The sequence below is a fragment of the Aquipseudomonas alcaligenes NBRC 14159 genome, assembly GCF_000467105.1.
GTDB lineage: Bacteria > Pseudomonadota > Gammaproteobacteria > Pseudomonadales > Pseudomonadaceae > Aquipseudomonas > Aquipseudomonas alcaligenes.
On sequence record NZ_BATI01000045.1, the window covers coordinates 22,847 to 35,673 of the forward strand.

At 56.1% G+C, this 12,827-nt stretch carries 18 protein-coding genes; 3 read left to right on the forward strand and 15 right to left on the reverse strand.

The annotated features are described in order from the left end of the window. The first annotated feature begins 25 nt into the window (after nucleotides 1–25). The 3 genes from PA6_RS19950 to PA6_RS19960 all read left to right on the forward strand — a co-directional run bounded on the left by PA6_RS19950 (nucleotide 26) and on the right by PA6_RS19960 (nucleotide 3,763). Entirely contained in the window at nucleotides 26–703 is a 678-nt protein-coding gene (locus tag PA6_RS19950; RefSeq protein ID WP_021702774.1) for a response regulator, read from the forward strand. Next, the gene (locus PA6_RS19955; protein WP_021702775.1) at nucleotides 700–2,031 is read left to right on the forward strand and encodes an ATP-binding protein; all 1,332 of its coding nucleotides are present in this window, start codon (nucleotides 700–702) and stop codon (nucleotides 2,029–2,031) included. Before PA6_RS19950 ends, PA6_RS19955 begins: the two co-directional genes overlap by 4 nt. 85 nt (nucleotides 2,032–2,116) lie before the next feature. Beyond that, nucleotides 2,117–3,763, forward strand: coding sequence for an SEL1-like repeat protein (locus PA6_RS19960; RefSeq protein WP_021702776.1), 1,647 nt, complete (start codon nucleotides 2,117–2,119; stop codon nucleotides 3,761–3,763). 8 nt (nucleotides 3,764–3,771) lie between these two features. Here PA6_RS19960 and PA6_RS19965 read toward each other — a convergent pair whose 3' ends face one another. From PA6_RS19965 to PA6_RS24025, 15 genes are all read right to left on the reverse strand, one after another. Then, a complete protein-coding gene (locus PA6_RS19965) occupies nucleotides 3,772–4,101 on the reverse strand; it encodes a VOC family protein (protein WP_021702777.1) in 330 nt (109 codons plus the stop codon). 37 nt (nucleotides 4,102–4,138) lie between these two features. Further along, nucleotides 4,139–4,480 (reverse strand): hypothetical protein, encoded by a 342-nt coding sequence (locus PA6_RS19970; RefSeq protein WP_021702778.1) that lies wholly within the window; start codon nucleotides 4,478–4,480, stop codon nucleotides 4,139–4,141. Nucleotides 4,481–4,492: 12 nt separating this feature from the next. After that, nucleotides 4,493–4,828 (reverse strand): hypothetical protein, encoded by a 336-nt coding sequence (locus PA6_RS19975; protein WP_021702779.1) that lies wholly within the window; start codon nucleotides 4,826–4,828, stop codon nucleotides 4,493–4,495. 101 nt (nucleotides 4,829–4,929) lie between these two features. Continuing rightward, a complete protein-coding gene (locus PA6_RS23495; RefSeq protein WP_147289539.1) occupies nucleotides 4,930–5,367 on the reverse strand; it encodes a hypothetical protein in 438 nt (145 codons plus the stop codon). Between the two features lie 105 nt (nucleotides 5,368–5,472). Then, on the reverse strand, nucleotides 5,473–6,066 hold the full coding sequence (locus tag PA6_RS23500; RefSeq protein ID WP_021702781.1) for a hypothetical protein: 594 nt from the start codon (nucleotides 6,064–6,066) through the stop codon (nucleotides 5,473–5,475). A gap of 184 nt (nucleotides 6,067–6,250) precedes the next feature. Next, nucleotides 6,251–6,622: a hypothetical protein gene (locus PA6_RS23505; RefSeq protein WP_147289538.1), complete on the reverse strand. Its 372-nt coding sequence runs from the start codon at nucleotides 6,620–6,622 to the stop codon at nucleotides 6,251–6,253. 613 nt (nucleotides 6,623–7,235) lie between these two features. Continuing rightward, nucleotides 7,236–7,505 carry a hypothetical protein gene (locus PA6_RS22980; RefSeq protein ID WP_081694025.1) on the reverse strand — a complete coding sequence of 90 codons (270 nt, stop codon included), beginning with the start codon at nucleotides 7,503–7,505 and terminating at the stop codon, nucleotides 7,236–7,238. A 102-nt stretch (nucleotides 7,506–7,607) separates the two neighbouring features. Beyond that, entirely contained in the window at nucleotides 7,608–8,087 is a 480-nt protein-coding gene (locus tag PA6_RS22985; RefSeq protein WP_021702783.1) for an ankyrin repeat domain-containing protein, read from the reverse strand. An 86-nt stretch (nucleotides 8,088–8,173) separates the two neighbouring features. Then, entirely contained in the window at nucleotides 8,174–8,674 is a 501-nt protein-coding gene (locus tag PA6_RS23510; RefSeq protein WP_021702784.1) for a hypothetical protein, read from the reverse strand. A gap of 96 nt (nucleotides 8,675–8,770) precedes the next feature. Next, the gene (locus tag PA6_RS23515; RefSeq protein WP_021702785.1) at nucleotides 8,771–9,295 is read right to left on the reverse strand and encodes a hypothetical protein; all 525 of its coding nucleotides are present in this window, start codon (nucleotides 9,293–9,295) and stop codon (nucleotides 8,771–8,773) included. Nucleotides 9,296–10,400: 1,105 nt separating this feature from the next. After that, entirely contained in the window at nucleotides 10,401–10,721 is a 321-nt protein-coding gene (locus tag PA6_RS23520; protein WP_021702786.1) for a hypothetical protein, read from the reverse strand. 83 nt (nucleotides 10,722–10,804) lie between these two features. Continuing rightward, complete coding sequence (locus PA6_RS22990) at nucleotides 10,805–11,131, reverse strand: DUF6678 family protein (protein WP_021702787.1); 327 nt, start codon at nucleotides 11,129–11,131, stop codon at nucleotides 10,805–10,807. A gap of 99 nt (nucleotides 11,132–11,230) precedes the next feature. Further along, the gene (locus PA6_RS22995; RefSeq protein WP_021702788.1) at nucleotides 11,231–11,572 is read right to left on the reverse strand and encodes a hypothetical protein; all 342 of its coding nucleotides are present in this window, start codon (nucleotides 11,570–11,572) and stop codon (nucleotides 11,231–11,233) included. Nucleotides 11,573–11,649: 77 nt separating this feature from the next. Continuing rightward, a complete protein-coding gene (locus PA6_RS23525) occupies nucleotides 11,650–12,039 on the reverse strand; it encodes a hypothetical protein (RefSeq protein ID WP_021702789.1) in 390 nt (129 codons plus the stop codon). A gap of 567 nt (nucleotides 12,040–12,606) precedes the next feature. After that, nucleotides 12,607–12,827 (reverse strand): hypothetical protein (locus PA6_RS24025; RefSeq protein ID WP_217997229.1); only part of this gene is annotated, 221 nt, incomplete at its 5' end.

A 12,827-nucleotide genomic window follows, 5' to 3' on the forward strand; every position in this document is an offset into this window, starting at 1 on the left:
CGGCCTGTCGTGAGGGAGAGCCAGCATGAAGATTCTTGTGGTCGAGGACGAGGCGCTGCTGCGCCACCACCTGCACACCCGCCTGGGTGAGCGTGCGTTCGTGGTCGATGCCGTCGCCGATGCCGAAGAGGCGCTGTACCGCGCCCAGGAATTCAACCACGACATCGCCATCGTCGACCTCGGCCTGCCCGGCATGAGCGGTCTGGACCTGATCCGCCAGCTGCGCGGCCAGGGCCGCAGCCTGCCGATCCTGATCCTCACCGCCCGCGGCAACTGGCAGGACAAGGTCGAGGGCCTGGCCGCCGGTGCCGACGATTACCTGGTCAAGCCGTTCCAGTTCGAGGAGCTGGAAGCGCGCCTGCACGCGCTGCTGCGCCGCTCGGTCGGCCTGGTGCAGTCCAGCGTCGAGGCCGGCCCGCTCAAGCTCGACCTCAACCGCAAGCAGGCGCTGGTCGATGAGCAGCCGCTGGCGCTCACTGCCTTCGAGTACCGCATTCTCGAATACCTCATGCTGCACCCGCAGCAGGTGGTGTCCAAGGACCGCCTGATGGAACAGCTGTACGAGGGCGAGGACGAGCGCGACTCGAACGTCATCGAGGTGCTGGTCGGGCGCCTGCGCCGCAAGCTGGAAGGCGCCTGTGCGCTCAAGCCGATCGACACCGTGCGCGGCCAGGGCTACCTGTTTACCGAGCGCTGCCGATGATCCGCTCGCTGCGTGTGCGCCTGATGCTCGGTGCCGCCGCCCTGGCGGTGCTGTTCATGGCGGCCCTGCTGCCGCTGGTGCAGGGCGCGTTCCGCAACGCCCTGGAGAACGTCATCGAGCAGCGCCTGGCGGCCGATGCCGCCACCCTGATCTCGTCAGCGCGCATCGACGGCGGTCGCCTGAGCATGCCGGCGCGCCTGCCGGATGAAGAATTCAACCTGCTCGAATCACGCCTGCTCGGCTTCATCTACGACCGCGAAGGCCGCGAGCTGTGGCGCTCGCCCTCCACGGCCGACGAGCAGATCGACTACCGCCCGCGCTACGACGGCGAAGGCCACGACTTCGTGCGCCAGCGCGATGGGCGCGGCGAGGAGTTCTTCGTCTACGACCTGGAAGTCGACCTGCTGCGTGGTGAAACCGCCGCCTACAGCATTGTCACCATGCAGCCGGCCAGCGAATACCAGGCCATGCTCGACGGCCTCGGCCGCCAGCTGCGCCTGTGGCTGGGCGGTGCGCTGCTGGTGCTGCTCGGCCTACTCTGGCTGGGCCTGACCTGGGGCTTCGGCACCCTGCGTGGGCTGAGCCGCGAGCTGGATGAAGTGGAGGGCGGCAACCGTGATCACCTGAGCCGCGAGCATCCCAGCGAGCTGCTGCGCCTGACCGACTCGCTGAACCGCCTGCTCGACGGCGAGCGGCGCCAGCGCGAACGCTACCGCGACTCGCTCGGCGACCTCGCGCACAGCCTGAAAACCCCGCTGGCGGTGCTGCAGGGCGTGGCCGAGGGGCTGCGCGAGCGCGAGCCGGCACAGGTGCTGCAGACCCAGGTGGAGCGCATGAGCCAGCAGGTGGACTACCAGCTGCAGCGCGCCAGCCTGCGCAAGAGCGGCTTGGTGCGCCACCGCGAACCGCTCGCGCAGGTGCTCGACACCCTGTGCGGCGCGCTGGACAAGGTCTACCGCGACAAGCGCGTGCAGGTGCAGCGCGATTTCCCCGCCGAGCTGCGCGTACCGATGGAGCGCGGCGCGCTGTTCGAGCTGCTCGGCAACCTGCTGGAGAACGCCTATCGCCTGTGCCTGGGGCAGATCCGCGTCAGCGCGCGGATCGGCGCCGAGGGCTGCGAGCTGGTGGTCGAGGACGACGGCCCCGGCATACCCGCCGACCAGCGCGCGCGCATCCTCCAGCGCGGCGAACGCCTGGACAGCCAGCACCCGGGGCAGGGCATCGGCACCGCGGTGGTGGTGGACATCCTCGACAGCTACGACGGCCAGCTGCAGCTGGAAGACTCCAGCCTAGGCGGTGCCTGCTTCAGGATGCGCCTGCCAGGCTGAGCCGTACTTGGCATTTGCTGGCGCGCTGGCAGCCAGGGCCGCCCCGCTGCGGCACAATGGCGCCTTCAATCAGGGAAGGTGATCCATGCCAACGCAAGCACAACTGGCCAGTGCCGCCTGGCTCCATATTGGCGGCGCCAGCGGCGCGCCCCGCTGCCTGGCGCGGCGCGAAGATGTCTCCCCGCTCTGGTGCCTGCTGCTGGCCGGCGCCACCGTGATGCCAGCGGTCACCGTGCCAGAGCCGGCGACCGAGGTGCCGCGCCAGGGCTTGCGTGTCGAGGTCGAGCAGGCCTTGCGCAACTGGCGGCAGTTCTGCGATTTCATCGCGGCCCATCCACAGTTTCACCGGGTGCCGGCCCTGGGCATCTATCTGTCCGCCGTCGCGGCGTTCATCGAGCAGGCTGCCGCCGACCTCGGCCGACCGTTGGCCGAGTTGTGGCTGCAGGGGGATGTTGATGCACTGGCCGGCCCGTTCGATGCGCACGCGCCGTCGCGCATCGAGTTCTGGCGCTGGAACGCCGACTCGCGCCTGCAGCTGGTGCAGGACGGCGACCCACTGGAACTGCACGAAATCACCCTGGTGGTGGACTTCGAGGACCTCGCGGACTGGTGTCGCGGCTTCGGCCTGAACAGCCTCGATCATCCCTACTTCCAGGCGCTGCTGCGTGAGGAGCACTTCGAGTCCGTCGGCACTGGCTTCGCCAAGTTCTGCGCGGCACTGCCGGCGGATCAGGCGCCCGCCATTCCGACGGACGTTTTCCAGGTGGCGGATGACGGCGACGCCTGGCTGCCGGAGACCCTCGCGGAGCCTGCCCAGGCAACTGCCGAGCAGTACCGGCAGCGTTACTTGCAGGGCGATCTGCAGGCCGCCCTGGCCCTGGCGCAGCAGTGTGATGATGAGCAGCAGGCCCTGCACTGGGCGCGCTGCGCCTGTGGCCTGGAGGATGTTGCCGGGCAGCCAGCGGCCGCCGCCTGGTTGTGGCTGGCCGAACTGGCCTTGCGCGGCGTGGGTGACCTGCGCGAGGCGCGGCGCTGGGTCGAGCTGGCCGCTGCCGCCAACCCCCAGCTGCACGAACAGGGGCGCCTGCAGCTCTGTATCGGTCGCCTGTGGCTCGATCCGGCCGCCGGCGAACCGGATACCCGGCGGGCGTTCCAGGCCCTGCAGGCGGTGCAGCGCTACTGCAGCCACGACGATGCCGAGTATGCGCAGAGCCTGTACTGGCTGGGCCTGTGCTGGCACAGCGGCCAGGGCTGTGCGGTCGATCATGAACGTGCCCGCGAGGCCTGGCGCGTGGCGTCGGCCGACGGCCATGGCCTGGCGACCGAGGCCCTGGTGCAGTTACTCGCCAGCGAAGCCGACGCGCAGGCGGCACAGGCCGCCGCCGAGCTGTGGGAGGAAGCCCTGCACCATGCCCGGCAGTTTCTCGAGGTGCATGGGCCACGGGCGCCGGCATCGCTGCGGCGCCTGCTCGGCGAGTGGCTCCTGAGCTTCGCGCCGGTGGCCTGGGAGGAGGCGCACGAGTTGCTGTTGCAAGCGGCCGAAGCCGGTGACGCGCAGGCCATGGGCTTGCTCAGCGAAGTTGTGTATCGCGATCCCGCCAGCCCGCTGCGCAACCTGCGCCAGGCGTTGCACTGGGCCTGGCGCTACGCCGTGGCCCAGGGGCTACTGGCCTCGGCTGAGCGTGGCTGGCGGCGCTGGCTGTTTGCGCTCGTCTGGTACCTGCGGCGCTAGGCGAGGGCTCAGGCGCGGTTGCTTATCTGCAGGCAGTTACCGTCCGGGTCCTGACCATCGCAGAACCACAGGGCGTCGGCGTTGCCCTTCAACTGGCCCATCGGCACTCCCTGCTCGATCAGGCGCGCGCGCTCGGCGGCGACATCGGCGGCATAGAAGCACAGCTTCAGCGCACGACTGGGCGCGCTTCTGCCCTGGTGAAAGGCCAGGCGCACACCCGACGGGCCCGCGACATCGACGAAGCCGGTTTCGCGATGGCCGACCTGCAGGCCGAACAGCCGGCAGTAGAAGTCAGCGAGCACGGCCGGCTGCGGAGTGAAGATCATCAGGCGGTGCATGGGGCAGTCCCCTTGTGTAGGCACACGGCAGCGGCCATCAGTAGCTCACCCTGACACCGAAATGCGCGAATGGGATCAACGCAGCCAGTAGCAGAACCACCGTTGCCAGGCTGACGCCGCCCACGGCCATGGCGGCGCGCAGGTTGCGCAGGCGCCGGCTGGCAATGGCTGCGGTCCCGGCGGCGAATACGAAGCAGCTGGCCAGGTAAGCCAGCCCGTTGGCCGCCAGTACCAGGCCGGAAGGCTCGCCACCACGCCAGTCGCCGAATACCGGGTCGCGAAAGTAGCTGAAGATGAACACGATACCGCCCAGCCAGACCAGCGCCAGGCAGAGACCAGCGACCAGACAGGCGAAAAAGCTTGTGCGCTTCTCGGGCATGACCGGCCCCGCTCAATCAGTCTGGTCAGGCTGGCGGGCCTGGATTCGCCCAGTGTTCACCAGCCAGGCGTACACCCGGCGGCAGTAGTGGACCGTGCAGATCACCACGGGAATCGCAGAGAAGGCTCCGCCGAACTGCAGCGCGAACACCCAGTCATTACGCTCCGCCATGACCTGGGCGAGCGACGCCATCACGGCACAGCCCAACGCATAGGAGATGAACGACAGCCAGTGCAGCAGCACGCCCGGGATGCGAGTGAAGCTGAAGCGCTGCAGCATCAGGGCCAGCCAGATCATCGGCAGCGCTGCCCAGAGGAGTGCGAGAGCGAGGAGGAAGCCTTTTCCCATGTGGAGTCATCCATGTTTAGCAGTTAGGGGGCTTGATGGTTGAGCAAAGGGGCGGTTATAGCTGATCCTGCGTGAGCAAAGCGAAGGACTTGATGTGGTTGTTACAAGACAATCTCACGTATGGCCCCTCTATCACCAATATACTGTAAGCCGCTGAATGTTTTTGATGTGCCACTCCAGATTGCTGTTGCATGTACAGGTAACGTAAGGTGATTGATAGTTAGAAAGCACTTGAATTCATTAATGGTGTTCTCATTTGGTGTTGAAGCGCCGAACCAGAGAGGGTGCCAGTTATCATCGTGGAAAATCGAAAAAGATGCTGAGCCATCAAAGCTACCTTTCATTATCCTGCCATCAGGAAAAGCAAAGTGTGACAGCTCAATTTCGATGGCATGTTCTGAAAAGCCAAGATGGGTGTCAGGTATGACAAACTCAAAGCTGTCATAGCCTTCTTCGTCGTTGTGGTATACACACCAACGATTACGTTCCAGATCGGAAACTGTTAGTTCTTTTATGTGTTTTGGCACCGGGCGGGTCATTGTCATTTCACGTTTGACGTGAGGGTCGTCGTAGTAGCCAAGCCGCGAAGGGACTACACAGGTGCAACTGGCGGGGATCTATCGCGACGGAATGGTGTATACCTTTCACTTCCCTTCAACCCGAGTGCGCTTGACGGCCTGACAGTAACCCCCGGTGCTACCGCATTTTCGCGTGGTGATGAAGTTGGTATCTTTGTCAAAGATTACCAGCTGTTCAGGTAGCCTGACCGAATAGCGCTCCGGCACAAGCGGCTCTCTAATAATGGGCCATCTTCTGACTTGAGGTGAATACCCCGGATGGTCGGCACTGAGGCTGGCGATGTTCTCATACTCCTCCCCGTAGGCGACATGCAGAGCCTTTTGCACCAAGGCATCGGCATCTATCTTTCTGCTCCCAAGTGGCGAGCACATCATCCTCACACAGCGTATCGGCTTTACACTGACACATCTGCCCAAGAGCAAGGTTCTTTCAACGACTATCTCTGCGTGTGGCCATAGTGCTGATAATTCGTCCGTGTCTAGGGCGCATGTATCCAATTCTCCACCAGAGAGGGGAACACCGTAGACCAGTGGGCCAGTGGGTTGGTTAAGTTGATGGACGTGAGTGTCCATCTCCTCCCTTGGAAGCAGTCTGTCCACCAACAACCAGAAGGAAATGGTTATCACGATGATGGTGATTAGTTTCAGGCTGCGTGACATTGTTGATGGAGAACCTAACGTTTGGTTAAGGCGCCGGCTTTAGCCGGCTCGGAGTGAGCGAAGCGGACGGCTTGAGCCATCTATTAGAGCCTGTACTCGCTGCAGTTTTGAGCTTTTTTAATGACGCCGCCAAGTGCGGCTCTTGCGCCACAAAACCCCTTGCAGTAATTAGTGGTGCTGATGGTCACATCTTGCTCGGTGAATTTAAAGCTAATCTCGCAAATGCCGGAATCGCTAGGGGTTCCATAAAGCTCCCAGCCAGGCTCAGACCAATAATTTTTTCATCTCTAAATATAAAGCTTCCGTCTGGTTGCCTTATGGCGAAGCCGGGTAATGCGCAAGTGTGAAAATTTCCACCGTACTGCAATAGCTCGAATTGTATTTTATTATTATCTATTTTCGCTATTTTCATAAAATTTGTTGCCTCGCCCCAGGTCTCGATGGCTGCACTATAATCGCGTAGCTTGAATGTAGATGCGTAGCACTCACTGGGCTCCGCATGTAATGTGGAGGATGAAAGCGTAATAATCGCGCCAAGAAAGACACCTCGCATCATTATTGAAGCCTCTGGCGTTTGGTTAAGGGGTGGGCTTTAGCTCGTCCCAGTGAGCTAGGCGAGTGGTTTGAACTGGTTTTTAGAGATTTGCACTGTGGCTACCTATCTGTGTCCAAGTGTGGTGGGGTAATTCGATCATCACTATATCTGCGCATGTATGGATATAGTACAAGACGCCCCTCGCCATCGATGCCCGTTTTAGCGATGATAATCCCTTCGGCTCCGTTTTTGTGATTGGGGCCGCAACTGGAAAATCTAAATTTTATTGGGAAATTTTTTCCTTTGTAAATCTCTGTGGTAGATGTTGTAAGTACTTGTATTATTTCTGCCGTAGCTGTTCCGCGGCTTACCTCAGGCAAAGACACTTTTGCGACTAGGTTTGCATTGAGCGGCGGGTTAGGAAGGGATTCAAAGAAAAGTGTGTCTTCAAGGATTTGGCCGCGACAGGCTTGAGCTTGTGAAGATAGAAATATAAAGCAAAAAGCGAGAGCTATAAGGTGGCGCATGTGCTACTCCGGCGGGGCTGATGAGTACACCATGAGTACCTAACGTTTGGTTAAGGGGCGGGCTTTAGCCCGTCCCAGAGAGCGAAGCGAACGATTTGAACCACTAGTTAGGCATCATGGCTAACTGATTGTAAGAGCCTAGCTTGAAAATTTGTTGCCAACATTCGATCTACTGCGCTCAGAGATTCTATTGCTTGTTGAGGATCAAATGTGCGCCCTTGCAGGATGGCGTCAGCTTGATTATGGAGAGCATATGCCAAATGGGCTGCAGCTTTCACCGCCGGATCAGGAGTGTCGTCGCTACCTAAATGATGGGCGAGCAATTGCCGGATTTCGTAAACGGCGAAAGCCAACAATTGGTTTTGCGTAACGTCCATGCAAATGTATCTCCATGGTGCCTAACGATTAAGCTAACGGGCGGCCAAAAGCGCAGCTTTTGGACGTCCAGCGAACGAAGTGAGCGATAGTTGAGCGCATTGTTATGCACTTTGCACGTTGTACTGCTTTTGAAGTCTAACTATCTCTCTTTTTAGATAGCTTATTTGCGCTTTGGCCCAAGCTGCAGGGTCTTTCTGATGTACTTTATTCATTTCTGCCCCTAGATAGTCGCAGATATCATCTTTTTTTGCGTATCGAGCAAGCGTAAATGCTGGGTCGCCCTCAGTAAGAGCGTGAAGATCTGCACCGGACTCGACAAGTAATTTCACCATTGAAAGATCGCACATCGATGCTGCTTCGTGTAGTGGTGTATGGCCAAGGTCGCCGCGTGCATTGATTTCAATGCCTAGATCAATTAGTTCTCTAGCTAGATCTATTTCGTTTCTTATTACTGCAATGTGTAAGGCGTTTTCGCCCTCGTAACTGCACCAGCTAATATCTGAAAAGTCCGCATTTTCAAAAGTGACCAAGTCTTCTTTGAGACTGTTAAGGAAGTTTCTTAAACTTTGGCTGCGTTCCATGCGGGTTCCCCGTAGTGCATAACGTTTGGTTAAGGGGCGGGCTTTAGCCCGTCCCAGTGAGCGAAGCGAACGATTTGAGCCAGTTGTTAGAAACCATTTAGGAAGGGAGTCGGATTCTTGAGAGGGCTGCCGTTCTCAAAGATTTTTTCGTTTTCTATGGTGTAAGTGATTGTTAGGCCGTCTCGGTCTAGGCCTGTGAGTGTCAGGATATTGGTCTCTGGATTAAAAGTGATGCCTTCGAAGCCACCACAAAATAGAAGAGATGGTGAGAGTTGCGCAGGTTCTTGTGACAATGTTGCAACAGCTGCTGTGCTGGCACATGCATTGCCACCATTTGCAGCGACTATAACTACTTGGGATTTATTGGTTTTGGGGTTGAAAACCTGAGTGGCCGATACATCAAGAAGTGTTGTGCTTGGGCCGATTTTTACGCCATTCCATAAAAAGTCATAGTCACTATAAATGCTGCCTGCTGATGTGCTGCTAATAGTGAATACTCCGTTTTTTGTTGGGAACTCCAAAGGTTGTTCCGTAGCTAGGCATGTGCTGGAAAAAGCTACGAATGCTGCGATCAAGACCTTTTTCATTACAACTCCTTTGTTTGGCAATGGTTTCTAACGTTTGGTTAAGGGGCCGGCTTTAGCCGGTCCCGAGTGAGCGGAGCGAACGACTTGAACCAGTTGTTATGCTTTGCGCGCATGGGCTTTCTTGGCTTTTCGGTAATATTCGATTAGCTCTCCGCCCGGTGATGACTTAGTTATAGACCTGAATAAGCTGTCGAGCTCAACGATGCCAGCCTCTGACCGGATCATTTCATAGGTTTCTTTGGTGCTCATGCGGAATAACTTCAGCTCTTGCTCGTTTGTTGTTTCTTCGAAAATGTCTGGGGTTCGAATAAACACCATTGTGCAATGAACTGAGATTTCTTCATTGAGATAGAATTGATGGCGATCAGTGTAAGTGGCTACGGCAAGCCCTGCATGAAATGCAATTTCTTTTTTCTTATCTACATCAATATTTGGGTTTTCTACGAGGTCGCTGATTATGTCGGCGGCTTGCTTTACCTCAGACATAAGCCCTTCATATACCTCAAGTCTTTTTTCAAATACCTGGCTGGAGTATTTCTCAATTCGTGAGCTTCGCCTGTAGTACTCGTTTAGCAAGATACCTATTAGTAGTCCTGCCAAACCAATCAATGCGTCTTCCATGGGTTGTACTCAATGCTGTTGAGGCATAACGTTTGGCTAAGGGGCCGGCTATGCCGGTCCCGAGTGAGCGAAGCGAACGACTTGAGCCAATTGTTAGACTGCCCAGCCGTACGCGGCAAGTGAGGCCAGCGCTGCGCTTGACCGGTAGAATGCACGGCGTGTCGGTTTTGGCCCCAAAGGTTATTTGTGACGTGCGCATTGTGTGAAAGCAACTCCTTTGCTGAGCACAAATAACGGCCTCTACTGCCAGGCAACCATTCGATTCAGGAACACCGCGACGGTGCGGCGATTGTGTTTACTGGCTAGGTGCTGAAACCCAATATTGCCCTTTCGCCTAACGTTTGGCTAAGGGGCCGGCTTCGCCGGTGCCGAGTGAGCGAAGCGAACGACTTGAGCCAATTGTTAGATTGCCCAGCCGAACACCGGAAATGATGCCAGCGCCGAGCTTAACCGGCGGTGCGCACAGCGTGTCGGTTTTGGCCCGGACAGTTGCACATTCTTTGAAAGCAACTCCTTTGCTGGCCACAAATAACGGCCTCTACTACCAGGCGACCATTCGATTCAGGATCACCGCGACGATGCGATGATTGTGTTCCCTGGCTCGGTGCTGAAGAACCAATATTGCCCTTGCGCCTAACGTTTGGTTAAGGGGCGGGCTTTAGCCCGTCCCGAGTGAGCGAAGCGAACGGCTTGAACCACTAGTTAGGTGTGCGTTTACGCCGACCATATTTTTTCTGCAGACTTTTCCATTGCATGTGTTCGTGCCGCCGCAACCAGAGGCAAATGGAAATAGCGATGGCGCAAGCCATTATGAAAGCAAGAAAGCCATACCAATTAAACTGTACAAGCCAGAAAGTTCGATAAGTTTCTAGCCCTTTTCCAGCGATAATCATATTGATCGCTGTATAGGTCATATGGAATAGCCATAAGATGCCACCTAGGCCACAAATGGAAATGCCATATGTGATCAAGTTACTACTGGTTTTTACCTGGCTAGGTTTCGCAGGTTCTTCCATGAGTGCACCTAACGATTAAGCTAACGGGCGGCCAAAAGCGTAGCTTTTGGACGTCCAGCGAACGAAGTGAGCGGCAGTTGAGCGCATTGTTAGAGGCGGCCAACTGACTTTGCAAGAAAAGTAATAGCGCCGTGCGATGACTCGTAATCCGCTACTTCAACCCCGATATTTTCCAGACCATCCTTGCTCCTGTCGTAGATGACCATACCGCCAGTGTGATGTGGGAACCCTGGTTCGATAGCGATATTTACTGGGCGTTTGAACCTAAGCGTTACGCGCACTTCCTCCTTGCGGAGCGTGAGGTCTAGATACGATTGGTCTTCATCTTCTGGATCGAAGTAGCAGGCAAGCGCCTCAATCTGATATTGCGATGGGCACTCAAGTATCGGGTGAATGCGTGGTCCTGACATGGAGCCTCTAACGTTTGGTTAAGGGGTGGGCTTTAGCCCGTCCCAGCGAACGAAGTGAGCGGTTTGAACCAATTGTTAGAGGCTCATATGTACTCAATTACTTGCCCTGCTTTTATATAGCCATAGATCATAAAGCCAGTAGGTGTCGTCTCACCTGGGATATGAATTTTTTTGAGTGCATTTAGTACATTGCTTTTTTCTTGCTCTGTTTCGCAGGAAATTTCAAGCCATTCAATGCACTCGTATCCGCCAATTTGGAAGTGATAAAGCCACTCATGGTCCCAGTTGGATATATAGCCGTTATCAATGCAGCGGGTTCTATAGCTTGGGCTTGGATCAAGAGCAGCCATAGCCAGCCTGATTTTGTCCCACTTTGTATTGTTCATGGCACTGGCAACGCCGTTGTCCATAGCATGTGCCTCTAACGTTTGAGCTAACCGGCGAGCAAAAGCGTAGCTTTTGCGAGTCCAGTGAGCGGAGCGAACGAGGTTGAGTGAGTAGTTAGGAGCTTACGTAAGTGCATTGGGTGCTCCTAGCTTTGGCGAACTCAGGATTAGACCAAGTAGAGCTGTATGCAGTGTGTCTTGGTTGCACCAGTAATGCTCAATAGCTCCTTCTTTTATATATAAAGAGGTATTGAAACCATCTTCTATGTCGTTGTACCAAAGTACGGAATTGCCATATATAGCAATTACCCAGAAACCGCCCCCATCATCCCCCCAAGGCGAGAGAGCCCATTTTTGTGGTGCGATAGCGTTAGCCATATATTGGGCGCGGGTTTCAGGAGTGCATTCTGCAAGCTGCTGGGATATCAGCTCTTTCAGTTCACTCTGTGATATCGGCTGCCACATCTTTGGCTCCTAACGTTTGGTTAAGGGGCGGGCTTTAGCCCGTCCCAGTGAGCGAAGCGAGCGATTTGAACCACTTGTTAGGGATTGCGGTGACTGTAGCCATATACATATATGAAGTCGCCCTTTATTTCGAGTGGCAGCAAGCCCAGTTTTGCTGCCTCCGTTAGAAAACGGTCACTTTTTTCAGTGCTCGGTAGTTTTTCGCCTGTTTTTGGATTTTGAGCCCAGATTGTTTTGGGAATACGTATGGAGTAAATATCAATATATTCAGCTGGGCCACCTGCTATTCCTGGGTCGGCGATATGTGTTTCTTTCAGCTGATCCTCCGCTGGTGGCAATGCGGGCTGAAATCGTTCCTCCCAGACATAGGCTACTTCAAACCTCTCACCCATGCGTCCAACTAGGCTTAGTACCTCACGCCACTTTGTATTGTTCATTAGTGCGGATGAGTAGGTGGGGCGGCGCATGTGTATCCCTAACGATTAAGCTACCGGGCGGACAAAAGCGCAGCTTTTGGACGTCCAGCGAACGGAGTGAGCGACGGTTGAGCGCATTGTTAGAGCCACTTTGCAGTTACTTTAGGTTCTGACCAAGCAATTACGCTAACGCAAGCGTTGACTCCGGCGATGAAGAACTCAAGTACATTTTTGTTTCTCGTGCCACGAAGCCTGGACGAAGACACTCCTGCTCTAACCAACCACCTGCAGTAATTTTATACAACCAAAAGCTTGAGCAGGTTGGCCAAAACTCCAGTAGATCACCCTCGTCTAAGACTCTGAATCCTTCGAACTCTGCAAACTCGACAATAGTCTCTTGCCCCGACTCCATGTCCTTAACCGTAACAAGCAGAGTGTTCATGTCGCAGCGTATATCGGTGATCTCTGGCGTACGGCAATTGGCTGTATCCAAAGGGTCTGCACTTAGTGGCGATAGGTCTCGATGCATGCGGGGCTCTAACGATTAAGCTAACGGGCGAGCAAAAGCGTAGCTTTTGCGAGTCCAGCGAACGAAGTGAGCGACAGTTGAGCGCATTGTTAGGCGCTCCCAACTGTTTTTTGGCGGAATGCTGAAGTAAACGACAGCACTAACAATCCTAGTGCAGCAACAATTGCTGCAGACTCAGAAATAAGCATAGGAACTGTGAAAGTGCCGTGACTGGTTGAAGAGCTGCCATAAAAGGGAATGGCAACTACTAGCGTGCCAACAGAAATTGCTAGTGCCAAGCGCTTAAGCCATGCCATGCCCTTTAGGGAAA